Source organism: Desulfobacter sp. (genome assembly GCA_028768545.1).
In the GTDB taxonomy this organism is placed as follows: domain Bacteria; phylum Desulfobacterota; class Desulfobacteria; order Desulfobacterales; family Desulfobacteraceae; genus Desulfobacter.
This window is the reverse complement of record CP054838.1, coordinates 4,169,936-4,185,725: the sequence shown is the minus strand read 5'-3', so window position 1 is coordinate 4,185,725 and position 15,790 is coordinate 4,169,936. Positions and strand designations below refer to the sequence as shown.

Sequence of the window (15,790 nt, the reverse complement as noted above, 5' to 3'; positions counted from 1 at the left end):
TGACATGTTGAAAACTAAGATAAGAATTAGGCTTAAAGCCTATGATCATAAGTTACTTGATCAATCTTCAGTGGACATTGTTGATACGGCAAGGAAAACCGGCGCCAGAATCGTGGGGCCGGTTCCCCTTCCGACAAGAATCAATAAGTTTACTGTGTTGCGGTCTCCCCATGTGAACAAGAAATCACGTGAGCAGTTTGAGATTCGGACCCATAAAAGAATGATGGATATTCTTGAGCCCACGCAACAGACCGTTGATGCCCTGATGAAGCTTGATCTTTCACCGGGTGTTGATGTTGAAATAAAATTATAGGTCATTAACAGGAATAAACAGATTATGAGTGCATTACTTGGAAAAAAAATCGGGATGACCAATGTGTTTTCCTCAGCCGGAAAGCTCATTCCTGTTACCGTATTGCAGGTTGGACCTTGTGTGGTAACCCAGGTGAAAAACCAAGAGACAGACGGGTATACCGCGCTTCAACTTGGGTTTGATGAAAAACCTGTTGAACGGTTGAATAAACCGGTTGCAGGCCACCTTGCAAAGGCTACCGACAAAGGATTTAGGGTTCTCAGGGAGTTTAGAACTGAAAACGTAGGAGATGTTGAAGCAGGTGCAACCCTGGACATAAACCTCTTTTCAGTTGGTGATAAAGTCACTGTCTCAGGGATCTCCAAAGGTCGCGGTTTTCAGGGGACTATTAAACGGCACGGATTTAGCCGGGGACCTGAAACCCATGGTAACAGAAATCACCGGAAACCCGGTTCAGTGGGTAACTCTGCATGGCCAGGAAAGATTATTAAAGGCAAGAAAATGCCAGGTCATATGGGGGTTGATAAAACCACTGTAAAAAATCTTACGATCGTTGATATTAAGCACGACGACAATCTTCTGCTGGTCAAGGGCGCAGTCCCGGGCTTTAAAACAGGGGTCATTGAAGTGCGGAAAGCTGATGAAAAAAACTAGATTTTTTTAACGCCGTAATAGGCGTGCATCAGTCTTGAAAAAGACTAAATGCGGCTATGGGTATTGCAATCTTTTCGCAGTGATGCATAGTCGATCAAAATTTAAGAGGAAGAATAATGGCTGCTGTAGATGTATTAAACAGTGCAGGGAAAAAAGTGTCTGAAGCAGAGTTGCCTGATGAAATATTCAGCATTCCGGTTAAGACAAGCGTTCTTCACGAAGTCGTTAGATCCCAGCTCGTTGCAAAACGGGAAGGAACGGCTGCGTCTAAAACGCGTGGAATGGTTGCCGGCTCTACAAGGAAATTGTTCAGGCAAAAAGGAACCGGTAATGCCCGGTCTGGTAGTGTTAAAAATCCCCTGAGAAAAGGTGGCGGGGTTATTTTTGGCCCAAGCCAGCGCTCCTATGCATACAAAGTACCCAAAAAGGTGCGCAGACTTGCCTTGAAAATGGCACTTAGCGCCAAGGTTGAGGACAGCAATCTTTTTGTCGTGGATGCCTTGGAACTCGAAGATATTAAAACTAAGGTGTTGGCTGATATTCTCAAAACCCTCAATTTAGAGGATATTTTGATTGTCTCAGATTCCGATGATATTAAACTTGCCCTTTCTTCAAGAAATATTCCTGACGTGAAGGTCATTAAAACAGCAGGTCTGAATGTCTATGACATCTTAAAGTTTAAGAACCTTCTACTGGTTGAATCCAGTATTGAGAACATCAAGGGGAGGTTGAGCTAACATGAAAGAATATGACATTATCCGCGGACCTGTGGTCACAGAAAAAACTACCCTTCAAAAAGAACTCAACAATCAGGTCACCTTTAAGGTTGCCAAGCAGGCAAACCGGGTTGAGATCAAAGACGCTGTCGAAAAGACCTTTAATACCCAGGTAAAGCAGGTTAGAACCGTACAGGTAAAAGGTAAGGTAAAACAGCGCGGCAGAATCATTGGCAAAAGAAAAGACTGGAAAAAGGCGATTGTCACTCTAATGCCAGGACAAAGAATTGATTTTTTTGAAGGTGTTTAAAGAGGTATATATATGTCAACAATAGTTAAGGCAAAACCGACATCTCCCGGAAGACGTGCTCAGGAATACCTTTCTTTTGAAGAAATTACCAAAACAAAACCTGAACGTCGGCTGACCAAAAAGCTTAATAAAAGGTCCGGTCGTAACTCTTACGGAAGAATAACCGCCAAACACAGAGGCGGCGGTGCCAAGAAAAAATATCGTATTATAGATTTTAAGCGGAACAAGGACGGGATTCCGGCCAAGGTTTCTGCAATCGAATATGATCCCAACAGAAGTGCGCGTATCGCTTTGTTGGTATATGCGGACGGTGAAAAGAGATATATCCTTGCCCCACTTGATGTAAAGGTGGGGGATATTCTTGAAACCGGACCCGAGGCAGATATCAAGCCCGGAAATTGCCTGCCCCTGGAGAATATTCCAACAGGTACCCGTATTCACAACATTGAGCTCAAAGAGAACAAAGGTGGTCAGATTGTCAGAAGTGCCGGCGGTTACGCCCGGCTGATGGCCAAAGAAGGCACCTATGCTCAGGTTCTTCTTCCCTCTGGTGAAGTTCGCATGATTCATGTGAAATGCAAAGCCACTGTGGGTAGAGTTGGAAACGAAAAACATGGTGATGTCAGTATCGGTAAAGCCGGTCGTTCCCGGTGGATGGGCAAACGTCCTTCTGTCAGGGGTGTTGCCATGAACCCGGTTGACCATCCCATGGGTGGTGGTGAAGGCCGGTCTTCAGGTGGTCGCCAGCCTTGTACCCCATGGGGTGTGCCCACAAAAGGTAAGAGGACTCGGAAGAGTGCCAGAACTGATCAGTATATTGTAAAAAGAAGGGCTAAACGCAAATAATAGGTGAATAATTATGCCAAGATCATTAAAAAAAGGACCCTATATCGCAGCCGAGCTTTTGAAAAAAGTTCTGGACGCCAACAAGTCCAACAACAATAAAGTTATTAAAACCTGGTCGAGAAGGTCAACTATTTTTCCAGAAATGGTTGGAATTACCTTTGCGGTTCATAACGGGAAAAAATTTATCCCGGTTTTTGTTACTGAAAACATGGTTGGACATAAGCTTGGTGAGTTTTCACCGACAAGAACTTTTTGGGGTCATGCCGGAGACAAGAGAGCCAAGCGCTAATCTTGACTTCCCATGATAAGAGGAAATAGTGATATGGAAATTAAAGCAAGTACAAGATATGCAAGGATTTCACCGTTTAAGCTTCGGCTGCCCATAAGTGAGATAAAAGGGAAAAACGCTGAACAGGCATTGACGTTACTGAAATTTATGCCGCTGAAAGCCGCAGGGATTATGTACAAAACCCTGCAGTCCGCCATTGCCAATGCCGAGCATAACAATGAGATGGATGTTGATAAGCTGGTAGTGAAAAATGTTATTGTTGATCATGGACCTTCCATGAAACGGTTCAGGCCGCGGGCAAGAGGAAGAGCTTCCCGCATTTTGAAGAGAACCAGTCATATAACCGTGATTGTTGAAGAAACTGTCTAAATAAGGAGGAAAAGGCTTGGGCCAGAAAGTACATCCTACCGGGTTAAGATTAGGCATCATTAGGACTTGGGATTCCAGATGGTATGCAGATAAAGATTACGCTGATTTTGTAGAAGAAGATTTCAAAGTCAGAAAATTTTTGAAAAAGAAACTTTACCATGCAGGTATTTCAAAAATTGAAATCGAAAGATTTTCAAAACAAATCAGGTTGAGAGTGTTTGCCGCCAGACCCGGTATTATTATCGGTAAAAAAGGGTCTGAAATTGCACTGCTCAAAAAAGAGCTCGAAAAAATGCTCAACCCTGATGTCCTCATTGATATCAAAGAGGTCAGAAGACCTGAAATTGATGCGCAACTGGTGGCTGAGAATATTGCCAGCCAGCTTGAGCGCAGAATTGCATTCAGAAGAGCCATGAAAAGAAGCGTGTCGTCTGCCATGCGGTTCGGAGCCAAAGGAATTAAAATTATCTGCTCCGGTCGTCTGGGTGGCGCTGAAATGGCCAGGACCGAATGGTATAAAGAAGGGCGTATCCCTCTTCATACCCTGAGAGCCGACGTGGATTACGGGTTTATTGAAGCCAAGACCACATACGGCACCATCGGTATTAAAACCTTTATCTTTAAAGGTGAAGTGTTGAGTCCTGGTGAGCAGGCTTTGGCGACAAAATAGAGGCGATTAGGAGAGATTAGCAAATGCTTAGTCCAAAAAATGTTAAATTCCGTAAAGAGTTCCGGGGTAGAACCAAGGGAACACCCACCAGGGGAAACACCCTGAGTTTTGGTGACTTTGGCCTCCAGGCGGTCGAATGCGGATATGTAAATGCAAGACAAATTGAAGCAGCCAGGGTTGCGATGACCCGACATGCCAAAAGAGCCGGCAAAACCTGGATTCGGTTTTTTCCAGATCATCCGGTAACTAAAAAACCTGCTGAAGTTCGAATGGGTAAGGGTAAAGGTGCTACTGACGCCTGGGTTGCCAGGGTAAAACCCGGTAAGATTCTCTATGAAATGGAAGGAATTCCCAGAGAGCTGGCAAAAGAAGCACTTCGACTTGCTGCAAGAAAACTTTCCGTAAAAACCCGTTTTGTGGAGAGGAGTTAGTCATGATGAAGGCCAGTGAAATTAGAGAAATGGACGCAGATCAGATTAAAGAAAAGCTCGTTGAACTTAAAAAAGAACTTTTCAATCTTCGTTTCCAGAATGATGTTGGACAGCTTGAGAATACCGCAACGCTTCCAAATGTTAGAAAAGACATCGCCAGACTCTATACCATTTCAAAAGAGATGAATTTAAACATTAGCTAATGTAAGAGTTATTGATATGGAAAATATAAAAAATAATAAAAAAGAGCTGATCGGTCTGATTGTATCCGATAAAATGGATAAATCCGTAGTCGTCAGGGTTGAAAGATTTGTACAGCATACGGTGTATAAAAAGTTCATCAAAAGATACAAAAAATATCATGCCCATGACGAGAGCAACGAATGTAGAATTGGTGATGAGGTAAAAATCATCGAAACCAGGCCTTTGAGTAAGCTTAAACGGTTCCGGGTAACCGAAATTGTTAAAAAAGCGGTTTAGCGATAAGGAGTTGAATTATGATTCAGAGTGAAACCAGACTGACTGTCGCTGACAACTCAGGGGCAAAAGAACTTTACTGCATCAAGGTATTGGGCGGATCCAAAAGACGGTATGCCAGCATTGGGGATATTATTGTTGTTTCTGTTAAAGAAGCCATCCCCAACTCCAAGGTCAGCAAAGGGGATATTGTCCAGGCGGTTATTGTGCGGACCAAAAAAGAGATTGCCAGGCCGGATGGATCATCCATTAGATTTGATGATAATTCCGCAGTAGTTCTTACTAAAAATAATGAGCCTGTCGGTACCCGTATTTTTGGTCCGGTGGCAAGAGAACTTCGGGCAAAACGGTTCATGAAAATTGTTTCCCTTGCTCCGGATGTACTTTAATATCGGGTCAGTGGAGAATTGAAATTATGAAAATTAGAATAAAAAAAGATGACAAGGTAAAAGTGCTTACCGGTAAGGACAAGGGTAAGATCGGCAAGGTCCTCAAGGTAGTCAAGAAGACCAACCGGGTTGTCGTTGAAAACATTAACGTTGTAAAAGTTCACCAGCGGCCCACACAGGCAAACCCCCAGGGCGGTATCGTTGACAAGGCCATGCCCATTGACATATCCAACCTGATGCTCATGTGTAATTCCTGTGTAAAACCGACTCGAATTGGAATTAAACAGCTGGAAGATGGAAAACGGGTGAGAATCTGCAAAAAATGCGACCAGCAGATAGATTCTTAACGCCCAAAGCCGGAGAGAATAAATGACCACGCTTAAGGAAAAATATACCAATGAGGTTGCACCTGCACTGACTGAAGAGTTTAGCTACACCAATCAGTTACAGGTTCCCAAGTTGGATAAAATCGTATTGAATATGGGTCTTGGTGAAGCGGTTCGCAATCCCAAAATTGTTGAATCCGCTGCCCAGGAACTGGGGTTGATTGCAGGCCAGAAGGCTGTTATTACAAGGGCTAAAAAGCCCATAGCCAATTTTAAGCTTCGCGCAGACCTCCCCATTGGATGCAAAGTAACCCTACGCAGGGAAAAAATGTATGATTTTTTCGAAAGACTGATCAACATTGCTCTGCCCCGTGTAAGGGATTTCAGGGGAATTTCCGGGAAAGCCTTTGACGGCCGAGGAAATTATAGCCTTGGTATCACCGAGCACATCATTTTCCCTGAAATCGACTATGACAAGACCGATAGTATCAAAGGTCTTAATATTACAGTTGTGACCACAGCTAAAACCGATGAAGAGGGGAAAGCGTTCCTGAAACGTATGGGAATGCCCTTCAAAAACTAAGGATCGTAAGGAGGAGAGCTTGGCTAAAAAAGCTTTAATCGCAAAGGCGAACCGGAAACCAAAATTTTCTGTTCGTGCGTATAACAGATGCCCTTTATGCGGTAGACCAAGAGCATTTATCAGAAAAGCTGGTATTTGCAGAATCTGTTTCAGAACACTTGCATCTGAAGGAAAACTTCCAGGGGTTACCAAATCATCCTGGTAAGTAAGACAGATTCTGAAAACTTTATGCAATAGATTAAGTTACTATCAGCGGATTTTAAGGAGAATTACAAATGGCAATTAGTGATCCAATTGCAGACATGCTGACAATCATTAGAAATGGTGGAAAAGCGAGTCTGGCCAAAGTGGATATCCCCGGATCAAAGATCAAACTGGACCTGGTGCGGGTGCTTAAAGAACAAGGATATATCAAAGATTATAAATTCCTTGAAAATGAGACACAGGGCGTGCTCCGTGTATATCTCAAATATGTATCCGAGGGGAAACCCACCATCTTTGGTATTCAGCGTGTTAGCAAACCCTCATGCAGGGTTTACAGCAAATCAAAAAACATTAAGCCGGTTTTAAACGGTCTGGGTATTTCCGTCATTTCAACTTCCAAGGGGTTGATGACTGACAAACAGGCTAAAGAAGCGAACGTCGGCGGTGAAATTCTTTGTAACGTTTGGTAAGACAGGAGTATTAAGAATGTCAAGAATAGGAAAACAGCCGGTTCAGCTTCCAGATAAGGTCAAAGTCACCCTTGATGGGGATATTATTAAGGTCAATGGCCCTAAAGGCAACTTAGACCGTAAACTGCATCCGGCAATCGATATTGAAATCAACGACACTGTGTTGAACGTTAAAACAGATATGACCAATAAAAAGAAAGTGGCTCTGCAAGGCTTGTTCAGATCCCTTATTTTTAATATGGTTCAAGGCGTCACTACAGGATATGAAAAGAAACTGGTACTTACCGGTATCGGGTACCGCGCAGAAACCAAGGGTAACAATCTTGTGTTAAATGTGGGGTATTCAAATCCGGTGGATTTCCCGCTTCCCGACGGTGTTTCAGCCAATGTGGATAAAAATACGGAAATTACCCTTGCCAGCATTGATAAAGAACTTTTGGGCCAGGCTGCAGCCAACATCAGAGATATTAGACCTCCCGAACCCTATAAGGGTAAAGGCATCAGCTATGCTGACGAGAGAATTATGAGAAAAGCCGGTAAAACAGCTGGTAAAGAATAATAATTGGGAAATATAGATTATGGCAAATACATCACCAAGGCTTGTCGCAAGGCTTAAAAGAAAAAAACGGATCAGAAAGAATATTCTCGGTAATCAAGACCGGCCGAGATTGAGTGTATTCAGAAGTACAAAGCACATCTATGCTCAGGTTATTGATGACACCAAAGGGGAAACTCTTGCCGCCGCATCTACCTTGGACAAGGATTACAAAGATGCCCCTGTAGAAGGAAAAAAACAGGATGTTGCAAAGGCGGTTGGCACCCTCATCGGCAAAAGGGCTCTGGATAAAGGGATTAAACGAGTGGTTCTGGACAGGAACGGCTTTCTTTATCACGGAAGAATTAAAGCGCTTTCAGACGGGGCCCGTGAAGCCGGTCTTGAATTCTAATTAAGGAGGATTACCCTTGGCAAGACAACAACAACAGATGGAAGATACAGGATTAATCGATAAAGTCGTCAGAATCAACCGGGTGGCTAAAGTTGTAAAAGGCGGTAGAAATTTTACATTCAGTGCCCTGGTCGTTGTCGGCGACGGAGAAGGCAGTGTCGGTTATGGTCTTGGAAAAGCAAAAGAGGTTCCCGAGGCCATTAAAAAAGGCATGGAAAAGGCCAAACGCAATATGGTCAAGGTCGCTCTTCTAAACGGAACAGTTCCCTTTGAAGTGGTTGGACACGCAGGCGCAGGCCGGGTTCTTTTGAAACCCGCCTCTCCTGGTACTGGTCTGATTGCAGGTGGCGGTATCCGTGCGGTCCTTGAGGCTGCCGGCGTTACCGATATCCTGACCAAATGCATCGGCACCCACAATACTCAAAATATCGTTCGAGCAACCATGGCAGGGCTCCAGTCTTTGTGCACCAAAGAGGAAGTTGCCAAAAGACGTGGTCTCAAACCTGAAGAGATATAAAGAGGTAGACATGGCTGACAAGCTGAAAATTACACAGATCAAGAGCACTATCGGGCGTCCGGCCAAACACGGCCGGATCATTCGCTCTCTGGGCATCAAACGGATGCACCACACAGTAGAGCACGAAAATACCCCAGTCATCATGGGACAGATTAAAAAAGTTTCACACCTGGTGAAAGTAGAGGAGGTTTAAGATGCAGCTTTACGATCTGGCTCCCGCACCGGGCAGCAGAAAAAATAGAAAAAGGGTAGGTCGGGGCCCCGGTTCCGGCATGGGTAAAACCTCCACACGGGGACATAAAGGATTAAAGGCCCGCTCCGGCGGTTCTGTCCGTCCCGGTTTTGAAGGCGGACAGATGCCCATTTACAGACGGTTGCCCAAACGCGGGTTTAAAAATTATCCGTTCAAAACCACTAATGCGGTTTTAAACGTTAGAGATCTTGACCGTTTTGATGACGGTGCCGTTATTGATATTGACGTTTTAAGATCCACCGGACTTGTAAAAGGTCGGGTCGACGGCGTTAAAATTCTTGGACAGGGCGAGATTGCAAAAAAGTTGGCCCTGAAAAATGTTTTGGTTTCCAAAACAGCCAAAGAAAAGATTGAATCTGCCGGCGGAAGTATTGAACAATAAAATCACTTTAAGGATAGTATAGATGATCGAGAACAGCTACCAGAATCTGTTTAAACTTCCTGAGCTTAAAAGGAAAATCCTGATTACACTGGCCTTGCTATTTGTATACCGGGTCGGGGTACATGTACCCACTCCAGGTATTGACGGCGCTGCCCTTGAATCGTTTTTTGCTGCTGCTTCAGGAACATTATTCTCCATGTTTAATATGTTCTCGGGAGGGGCACTGGAAAGGCTTTCTATTTTTGCCCTGGGTATTATGCCCTATATCAGTGCCTCCATTATCCTGGAGCTGATGACTGTGGTGATACCCCATCTTGAGCAGTTGAAAAAAGAAGGGGATGCCGGCCGCAAAAAGAAAACCCAGTATACCCGGTATGGCACCGTGGTTCTGAGTACGATTCAGGGGTTTGGTATCGCCGTTGGGCTTGAATCCATGACATCTCCTGCCGGAGTTGCCATTGTTCCCTATCCGGGATGGGGATTCAGACTGATTACCATTATCACTTTGACTGCGGGGACCGCCTTTATCATGTGGCTTGGAGAGCAGATCACTGAAAGAGGTATCGGCAACGGCATTTCTTTGATAATTTTTGCCGGTATTGTAGCCAATATGCCCTCTGCCATAGGAAATACGGGCAGGTTGCTGACCACCGGTGAGATGGGTATCTTTTCTATCATTCTTTTGATTATTATGATGGTGGCCGTGGTAGCGGCAATTATCTATATGGAGCAGGCCCAGCGCAGAATACCGGTTCATTACGCCAAGCGGGTTGTGGGACGGAAAATGTATGGGGGGCAGACTTCGCACCTGCCCTTGAAGATCAATACTGCCGGGGTTATTCCACCGATTTTTGCATCTTCCATCATCATGTTCCCGACCACATTGGCCCAGTTTATTAATCTGCCTGCAATGCAGACGATGGCGGCCATGTTCAGTCCCGGAACGATCTGGTATTACATGCTTTATATCGGGTTTATTGTGTTCTTCTGCTTTTTTTATACAGCAGTCCAATTTAACCCCGAGGATGTTGCCGAGAATATGAAAAAAAATGGTGGTTATATCCCTGGCATCAGACCGGGTAAACGAACTGCCGAATATATAGATAAGGTGCTCACGCGGATTACTGTGGGGGGAGCTATTTATGTGTCAGCAGTCTGTGTGTTGCCTACCATGCTTATGGATAAATTTAACGTACCGTTTTATTTTGGCGGCACCGCCCTTTTGATTGTTGTCGGTGTGTCCATAGATACCATATCCCAGATTGAATCACACCTCATTACAGGTAACTACGATGGATTCCTGGGGCGTTCAGGGGCAAAACGAATTAAGGGCAGGTCCTGATTCAACCATTTACATCACAAAGGAGATGAATTTAGATTATGGCAAAAGAAGAGCCCATCAAAGTAGACGGGAAAGTACTTGAAACACTTCCCAATGCCATGTTCAAGGTGGAATTGGAGAACAAACACGTTTTGTTGGCCCATATTTCCGGGAAAATGAGAATGCATTTTATTAAAATTTTGCCCGGAGATAAGGTGACCGTTGAAATTTCACCCTATGATTTGAGCCGTGGCAGAATAACGTATAGATATAAGTAGACCACTTATTTTAAATATATTTTAAAGATATTATAAGACTAGGAGCAAATGGATGAAAGTTAGAGCATCTGTTAAAAAAATTTGTAGAGACTGTAAAGTCATCAAAAGGCGTGGTGTCATCAGAGTCATTTGTATCAATAAACGCCATAAACAGCGTCAGGGATAGGGGGAAAGAAATTTGGCACGTTTAGCAGGAGTAGATTTACCAAGAGATAAGCATGCATGGATCGCTTTAACCTATATCTATGGTATCGGAGCCAGCAGATCCAGACTGATACTTGAAAAAACAGGTATTGATCCTACAACCAAGGCCAACGACCTGACCGAAGAACAGGTCAATGACATCAGAAAGGTCATTGACGCGGAATTCAAGGTAGAAGGCGAGCTTCGCTCTGAAGTTTCCATGAACATCAAACGGTTGATGGATCTTGGCTGCTACAGAGGACTCCGTCATCGTAAAGGCCTTCCCTGCCACGGACAGCGGACCAGCACCAACGCAAGAACCAGAAAAGGTCCCAAGCGTACTGCTGTTAAAAAGAAAAAGTAGGATAATTCAAAAGGTGAACCATTATGGCAAAAAAGTCTAAAAAAACCATAACGAAAAAACGGGTAAAAAAGAATATTTCTACAGGTATTGTGCATATTCAATCTACCTTTAACAACACGATTGTTACCATTGCAGATGAAAACGGAAATACAATTTCCTGGTCTTCTGCCGGGAGGCAGGGATTTAAAGGGTCCAGAAAAAGTACACCCTTTGCTGCCAAGCTCGTGGCCGAAGATGCCGGTGCCAAAGCCATGGAACATGGCATGAAAAATGTAGGTGTATTTGTCAAAGGTCCTGGACCCGGACGTGAATCTGCCCTGCGTGCCCTGCATGCCCTTGGATTTAATATTTCCATGATCAAGGATGTCACTCCGGTACCCCACAATGGGTGCCGTCCGCCCAAGAGAAGAAGAGTATAACAACATAAAATTTAAATATCCGGATCCGTCAGTTCAATTATGGATAGACAAAGGATCTGTGTAAACTTTATCCGGATCGATAAAGGAGGAAACATTGGCAAGATATAGAGGATCTGTTTGCCGTCAGTGCAGACGCGAGAATATGAAGCTTTTTCTGAAGGGCGACCGTTGTTTTTCAGACAAATGCAGTTTTGACAGAAGGGGCTTTCCTCCGGGAGAGCATGGACAGAAAAGAAGTAAACAGTCTGATTACGGCATGCAGCTCCGGGAAAAACAAAAAGTTCGTCGGATTTATGGCATTTCTGAAAAACAGTTCAGGATTGCGTTTAAACGGGCGGATCGTAAAAAAGGAATTACCGGTACCAATTTGCTCAGCCTGCTTGAAACCCGTCTGGACAATACCGTGTTCCGTCTTGGATTTGTGAATTCAAGAAACCAGGGCCGGCATTTTGTCCGTCACAATCATTTTGTTGTAAATGGTAAAAAGGTGAACATCCCTTCTTATCAGGTCAAAAAAGGTGATGTGATCGAGCTTCGTGAAAAAAGTAAGAAGATTCAGGCGATTACCGATTCCTTGGAAGCCATTGTAAGACGGGGCGTACCCCAGTGGCTCGAAATCAGCAAAGAGAATTTTAAAGGCGAAGTTAAGGGCGTCCCGACCAGGGAAGATATCACATTGCCCATTCAGGAACAATTGATCGTCGAGCTCTATTCTAAATAGGTACATCATTAAATATGGTTTATCCAAATATTTATTCAGGAGATTTAAATGTCATCTGAAAACCTTGCATATGTAAACTGGCGAGAGATGATCAAGCCGGAAAAGCTTGATGTTACCACAACCTCAACATACGGAAAATTCGTGTGTGAGCCCTTGGAAAGGGGGTATGGTATCACCATTGGTAACTCATTACGGCGAATCATTTTATCATCCATATACGGTGCTGCCATAGTCTCTGTTAAATTTGATGATGCCCTTCACGAGTACAGCGTTATCTCTGATGTCAGAGAAGACGTATCGGAAATCATCCTTAACCTCAAGGATCTCAAACTTCGTGTGGATGACACCGAAGATAAGATTCTGACCCTAAACATCACGGGGGAGGCCGATGTGACCGGCGCTGACATCATCAGCCCTGACGGAAAAGTCGAAGTTTTGAACCCGGAACAGCATATTGCCACCGTGAACAAAAACGGTGTGCTCAATATGGTCATGGTGGTTAAAACCGGTAAAGGCTATGCCCTGGCATCTGCCAATAAGGATGAAGATGCCCCCATCGGAACCATTCCCATTGATTCTGTTTTTTCCCCCATTAAACGGGTGAAATACGTGGTGGGTACATCCCGGATCGGACAGAAAACTGACTATGACAAGCTCACCCTTGAAGTCTGGACAGATGGCAGCGTAACCCCCGATGATTCAGTGGCTTACGGGGCAAAGATTCTCAAAGAACAGATGAATCCCTTTATCAATTTTGATGAAGAACTTGAACCCGATAATGTTGAAGTAAAATCAGAAGACGGGGAAAAAGGATTTAACGAGAATATTTACCGGTCTGTGGATGAACTTGAACTGTCCGTCAGAAGTTCCAACTGCCTTAAGAACGCCAGAATCCACACGATTTATCAACTGGTACAAAAAACAGATTCCGAAATGCTGAAAACCAAGAATTTCGGCAGAAAATCACTCAATGAAATCAAAGAAGTCCTGAGTTCCATGGATCTTTCCCTGGGTATGGATCTTGAAGGATTTGAACCGCCGGAAGATGAGAACAATCAGGAAGGAGAATAGATACCATGAAGCATAGAAAATCCGTATTAAAACTGAACAGGACCTCTGCCCATAGAAAGGCGATGTTTAGAAACATGGTAACTTCTCTGTTCAAACACAGCAGCATCAAAACCACAGAAGCCAAAGCCAAAGGCTTGAGGAAAATTGCCGATAAAATGGTTACTCTTGCAAAAAGAGGTGACCTTCATGCCAGACGGCAGGCTTTGGCTGTGATCCGGGAAAAAGATGTTGTTCACACCCTCTTTGAAGAGGTATCAGAGAAGTTCAATTCAAGACAGGGTGGATATACGAGAATAACCAAACTTGGACCGAGAAAAGGGGATGTTGCCCCCATGGTTCAGATTGAGCTGATTTTCGACTAATCCTCTGTTGTTTTAAATAGAATCCCGTAAAAAGGCCCTGGCAGATTGCTGCCAGGGCCTTTTTTGTGTTGGGGGCTTTGCACAAAGGATCCATGTGCCCAGATAGAGGATCAGGTGTCCAGGGTTTTTCTGATGGCAGCCAGAAGGGAGTGATTTTTTAACGGCTTTTGTAAAAATTCTCTGATACCCAGTTCTTTTGCATTCTGTTTGGATATGGTTTTACTGTATCCCGAGCACAGGATGATGGGTAAATCAGGGCTTGTTTTTAAAATCGCCTTGGCAAGATCAACCCCGGTCATTAAAGGCATGGTCATGTCCGTAAGCACCAGATCAAATTTTATGGCGGTATTTGAAAATGCATCCAAAGCGGTTTGTCCGTTTTCATAGGTATGGACAGTATAGCCGAATCTTTCCAAAAGTTCGGTAGTCAGCTCTCGGATATCTGGTTCATCATCTACCACCATAATGGTCTCAGTCCCTCCTTCAAGGGCAGATGTCGGTTTTTGGGGTCTGCCCGGGTCTGATTCTAGGGTTTTGACCACAGGCAGATAAATAAAAAAGCAGGACCCCTTGCCCGGAACACGAGGGCGTTCAAAATTCTGTGTCAGTTGAATGAAAGCTGATATACTCAGCTAAATAAGGAGAACTGACATGACCGAAGAAAACACCGAATTTGATTTTCAAAAAGCCCTTAAAGGCATCCAGGAAGGTAAACCCTTCACAGGTAAGGGCGGCGTCCTTACATCATTAATCAAAAATCTTGCTGAAGCTGCTCTTGAAGGAGAGTTGGAGTCCCATCTCGGGCAGGAAGTTTCTGCCAACCGCCGTAATGGAAAAAGCAAAAAGACCATTAAATCCCTGGATGGTAAATTTGAGCTAAAAACCCCGCGTGACAGGGCCGGAACCTTCTCTCCACAGATCGTCAAAAAACATCAGACAACGCTCAGCGATGAAATTGAAAGAAAGATAATAGCCCTTTACGGCCTGGGCATGAGTTATAATGATATGGCTTCCCATTTACAGGAAATCTATGGACTTGAGATTTCAAATGCCACTCTGAGCACCATTACCGATAAAATCATCCATACCGTCAAAGAATGGCAGGCCAGGCCGTTGGAAAATGTGTACCCAATCGTATGGCTTGATGCCATACATTATAAAGTACGAGAAAACGGAAAGGTCAGCAGCAAAGCCGTTTACACAATTCTTGGGGTGAATATCGAGGGCCGCAAAGAGGTTCTTGGGCTGTACATATCCGAGAATGAGGGTGCGAACTTCTGGCTGCAGGTGTTAACAGACCTTTCAAACCGAGGGGTAAAAGATATCCTGATTGCCTGTGTTGATGGTCTAAAAGGTTTTCCCGAAGCCATTGAGACCATATTCCCGGACACAGAAGTTCAACTCTGCGTAGTCCACCAGATCCGAAATTCATTGAAATACGTTGGTTCCAAAAATAAAAAGGAATTTATGGCAGATCTAAAACGTGTTTATAAAGCGGTTAATAAGGATCTGGCCGAAGAAGAACTGGATATGTTGGAAAACAAATGGAATGACAAATACCCGATTGTGATAAAATCCTGGCGGAACAACTGGGAGCGCCTCAGTCATTTCTTTAAATATCCAGAAGAGATTCGACGGATAATATACACCACAAATACCATTGAGGCTGTGCATCGACAGTTTCGAAAACTGACCAAAACAAAGGGATCATTCCCGAACCAGGACAGCCTGTTAAAGCTGCTTTACATGGGGATCCAGAACGCCAGTAAAAAATGGACAATGCCGATTCAAAATTGGTCACTGACAATTTCCCAGTTGGCAATTTTCTTTGAAGGCCGGCTGGATAAAGAGCTGGGAATTTGATAGGGATTTATTTACAGATGGAAAAGATGGTTCCAGGAACTCCACTCCAGCAAAAGTCAACT

At 44.1% G+C, this 15,790-nt stretch carries 31 protein-coding genes; 30 read left to right on the top strand and 1 reads right to left on the bottom strand.

Annotation, left to right across the window (positions count from 1 at the left end; all coding sequences use genetic code 11):
* The first annotated feature begins 4 nt into the window (after window positions 1-4).
* From rpsJ to rplQ, 29 genes are all read left to right on the top strand, one after another.
* Window positions 5-313 (top strand): 30S ribosomal protein S10, encoded by a 309-nt coding sequence (gene rpsJ, locus HUN05_20335; GenBank protein ID WDP87188.1) that lies wholly within the window; start codon window positions 5-7, stop codon window positions 311-313.
* Between the two features lie 21 nt (window positions 314-334).
* A complete protein-coding gene (gene rplC, locus HUN05_20330; GenBank protein WDP88163.1) occupies window positions 335-967 on the top strand; it encodes a 50S ribosomal protein L3 in 633 nt (210 codons plus the stop codon).
* A 116-nt stretch (window positions 968-1,083) separates the two neighbouring features.
* Window positions 1,084-1,704 (top strand): 50S ribosomal protein L4, encoded by a 621-nt coding sequence (rplD, locus tag HUN05_20325; GenBank protein WDP87187.1) that lies wholly within the window; start codon window positions 1,084-1,086, stop codon window positions 1,702-1,704.
* A gap of 1 nt (window position 1,705) precedes the next feature.
* Window positions 1,706-1,993: a 50S ribosomal protein L23 gene (gene rplW, locus HUN05_20320; GenBank protein ID WDP87186.1), complete on the top strand. Its 288-nt coding sequence runs from the start codon at window positions 1,706-1,708 to the stop codon at window positions 1,991-1,993.
* Between the two features lie 21 nt (window positions 1,994-2,014).
* Complete coding sequence (rplB, locus tag HUN05_20315) at window positions 2,015-2,839, top strand: 50S ribosomal protein L2 (GenBank protein ID WDP88162.1); 825 nt, start codon at window positions 2,015-2,017, stop codon at window positions 2,837-2,839.
* 13 nt (window positions 2,840-2,852) lie between these two features.
* Window positions 2,853-3,128, top strand: coding sequence for a 30S ribosomal protein S19 (gene rpsS, locus HUN05_20310; protein WDP87185.1), 276 nt, complete (start codon window positions 2,853-2,855; stop codon window positions 3,126-3,128).
* Between the two features lie 33 nt (window positions 3,129-3,161).
* Complete coding sequence (gene rplV / locus HUN05_20305; GenBank protein ID WDP87184.1) at window positions 3,162-3,497, top strand: 50S ribosomal protein L22; 336 nt, start codon at window positions 3,162-3,164, stop codon at window positions 3,495-3,497.
* Window positions 3,498-3,513: 16 nt separating this feature from the next.
* Window positions 3,514-4,167, top strand: coding sequence for a 30S ribosomal protein S3 (gene rpsC, locus HUN05_20300; protein WDP87183.1), 654 nt, complete (start codon window positions 3,514-3,516; stop codon window positions 4,165-4,167).
* Window positions 4,168-4,190: 23 nt separating this feature from the next.
* On the top strand, window positions 4,191-4,598 hold the full coding sequence (rplP, locus tag HUN05_20295) for a 50S ribosomal protein L16 (protein WDP87182.1): 408 nt from the start codon (window positions 4,191-4,193) through the stop codon (window positions 4,596-4,598).
* Window positions 4,599-4,603: 5 nt separating this feature from the next.
* Window positions 4,604-4,801: a 50S ribosomal protein L29 gene (gene rpmC, locus HUN05_20290; GenBank protein ID WDP88161.1), complete on the top strand. Its 198-nt coding sequence runs from the start codon at window positions 4,604-4,606 to the stop codon at window positions 4,799-4,801.
* Window positions 4,802-4,817: 16 nt separating this feature from the next.
* Window positions 4,818-5,078 (top strand): 30S ribosomal protein S17, encoded by a 261-nt coding sequence (gene rpsQ, locus HUN05_20285; GenBank protein ID WDP87181.1) that lies wholly within the window; start codon window positions 4,818-4,820, stop codon window positions 5,076-5,078.
* 17 nt (window positions 5,079-5,095) lie between these two features.
* Window positions 5,096-5,464 carry a 50S ribosomal protein L14 gene (gene rplN / locus HUN05_20280; GenBank protein WDP87180.1) on the top strand — a complete coding sequence of 123 codons (369 nt, stop codon included), beginning with the start codon at window positions 5,096-5,098 and terminating at the stop codon, window positions 5,462-5,464.
* Window positions 5,465-5,496: 32 nt separating this feature from the next.
* A complete protein-coding gene (locus HUN05_20275) occupies window positions 5,497-5,811 on the top strand; it encodes a 50S ribosomal protein L24 (GenBank protein WDP88160.1) in 315 nt (104 codons plus the stop codon).
* Between the two features lie 22 nt (window positions 5,812-5,833).
* Window positions 5,834-6,373, top strand: coding sequence for a 50S ribosomal protein L5 (rplE, locus tag HUN05_20270; GenBank protein ID WDP87179.1), 540 nt, complete (start codon window positions 5,834-5,836; stop codon window positions 6,371-6,373).
* A 19-nt stretch (window positions 6,374-6,392) separates the two neighbouring features.
* Window positions 6,393-6,578: a type Z 30S ribosomal protein S14 gene (locus HUN05_20265; GenBank protein WDP87178.1), complete on the top strand. Its 186-nt coding sequence runs from the start codon at window positions 6,393-6,395 to the stop codon at window positions 6,576-6,578.
* 70 nt (window positions 6,579-6,648) lie between these two features.
* The gene (gene rpsH / locus HUN05_20260) at window positions 6,649-7,047 is read left to right on the top strand and encodes a 30S ribosomal protein S8 (GenBank protein ID WDP87177.1); all 399 of its coding nucleotides are present in this window, start codon (window positions 6,649-6,651) and stop codon (window positions 7,045-7,047) included.
* Window positions 7,048-7,063: 16 nt separating this feature from the next.
* The gene (gene rplF, locus HUN05_20255; GenBank protein WDP87176.1) at window positions 7,064-7,606 is read left to right on the top strand and encodes a 50S ribosomal protein L6; all 543 of its coding nucleotides are present in this window, start codon (window positions 7,064-7,066) and stop codon (window positions 7,604-7,606) included.
* A 19-nt stretch (window positions 7,607-7,625) separates the two neighbouring features.
* Window positions 7,626-7,994 (top strand): 50S ribosomal protein L18, encoded by a 369-nt coding sequence (locus tag HUN05_20250; protein WDP87175.1) that lies wholly within the window; start codon window positions 7,626-7,628, stop codon window positions 7,992-7,994.
* A 37-nt stretch (window positions 7,995-8,031) separates the two neighbouring features.
* Window positions 8,032-8,511 (top strand): 30S ribosomal protein S5, encoded by a 480-nt coding sequence (gene rpsE, locus HUN05_20245; GenBank protein ID WDP88159.1) that lies wholly within the window; start codon window positions 8,032-8,034, stop codon window positions 8,509-8,511.
* A 10-nt stretch (window positions 8,512-8,521) separates the two neighbouring features.
* A complete protein-coding gene (rpmD, locus tag HUN05_20240) occupies window positions 8,522-8,704 on the top strand; it encodes a 50S ribosomal protein L30 (GenBank protein ID WDP87174.1) in 183 nt (60 codons plus the stop codon).
* A gap of 1 nt (window position 8,705) precedes the next feature.
* Window positions 8,706-9,146 (top strand): 50S ribosomal protein L15, encoded by a 441-nt coding sequence (gene rplO / locus HUN05_20235; GenBank protein WDP87173.1) that lies wholly within the window; start codon window positions 8,706-8,708, stop codon window positions 9,144-9,146.
* 22 nt (window positions 9,147-9,168) lie between these two features.
* Window positions 9,169-10,488 (top strand): preprotein translocase subunit SecY, encoded by a 1,320-nt coding sequence (secY, locus tag HUN05_20230; GenBank protein WDP87172.1) that lies wholly within the window; start codon window positions 9,169-9,171, stop codon window positions 10,486-10,488.
* A gap of 38 nt (window positions 10,489-10,526) precedes the next feature.
* The gene (infA, locus tag HUN05_20225; protein ID WDP87171.1) at window positions 10,527-10,745 is read left to right on the top strand and encodes a translation initiation factor IF-1; all 219 of its coding nucleotides are present in this window, start codon (window positions 10,527-10,529) and stop codon (window positions 10,743-10,745) included.
* Window positions 10,746-10,797: 52 nt separating this feature from the next.
* Window positions 10,798-10,911, top strand: coding sequence for a 50S ribosomal protein L36 (rpmJ, locus tag HUN05_20220; protein WDP87170.1), 114 nt, complete (start codon window positions 10,798-10,800; stop codon window positions 10,909-10,911).
* A gap of 12 nt (window positions 10,912-10,923) precedes the next feature.
* A complete protein-coding gene (gene rpsM, locus HUN05_20215; GenBank protein ID WDP87169.1) occupies window positions 10,924-11,292 on the top strand; it encodes a 30S ribosomal protein S13 in 369 nt (122 codons plus the stop codon).
* A 23-nt stretch (window positions 11,293-11,315) separates the two neighbouring features.
* On the top strand, window positions 11,316-11,711 hold the full coding sequence (rpsK, locus tag HUN05_20210) for a 30S ribosomal protein S11 (GenBank protein ID WDP87168.1): 396 nt from the start codon (window positions 11,316-11,318) through the stop codon (window positions 11,709-11,711).
* Between the two features lie 94 nt (window positions 11,712-11,805).
* Window positions 11,806-12,432, top strand: coding sequence for a 30S ribosomal protein S4 (gene rpsD, locus HUN05_20205; protein WDP87167.1), 627 nt, complete (start codon window positions 11,806-11,808; stop codon window positions 12,430-12,432).
* A 48-nt stretch (window positions 12,433-12,480) separates the two neighbouring features.
* The gene (locus HUN05_20200) at window positions 12,481-13,503 is read left to right on the top strand and encodes a DNA-directed RNA polymerase subunit alpha (protein WDP87166.1); all 1,023 of its coding nucleotides are present in this window, start codon (window positions 12,481-12,483) and stop codon (window positions 13,501-13,503) included.
* A 5-nt stretch (window positions 13,504-13,508) separates the two neighbouring features.
* The gene (gene rplQ, locus HUN05_20195) at window positions 13,509-13,865 is read left to right on the top strand and encodes a 50S ribosomal protein L17 (GenBank protein WDP87165.1); all 357 of its coding nucleotides are present in this window, start codon (window positions 13,509-13,511) and stop codon (window positions 13,863-13,865) included.
* 110 nt (window positions 13,866-13,975) lie between these two features.
* Here the strand turns inward: rplQ and HUN05_20190 are convergent, their stop codons facing one another.
* Entirely contained in the window at window positions 13,976-14,329 is a 354-nt protein-coding gene (locus HUN05_20190; GenBank protein ID WDP87164.1) for a response regulator, read from the bottom strand.
* Between the two features lie 187 nt (window positions 14,330-14,516).
* Between HUN05_20190 and HUN05_20185 the strand changes: the two genes are divergently transcribed.
* Window positions 14,517-15,728: an IS256 family transposase gene (locus tag HUN05_20185; GenBank protein ID WDP87163.1), complete on the top strand. Its 1,212-nt coding sequence runs from the start codon at window positions 14,517-14,519 to the stop codon at window positions 15,726-15,728.
* The last annotated feature ends 62 nt before the right edge of the window (window positions 15,729-15,790 follow it).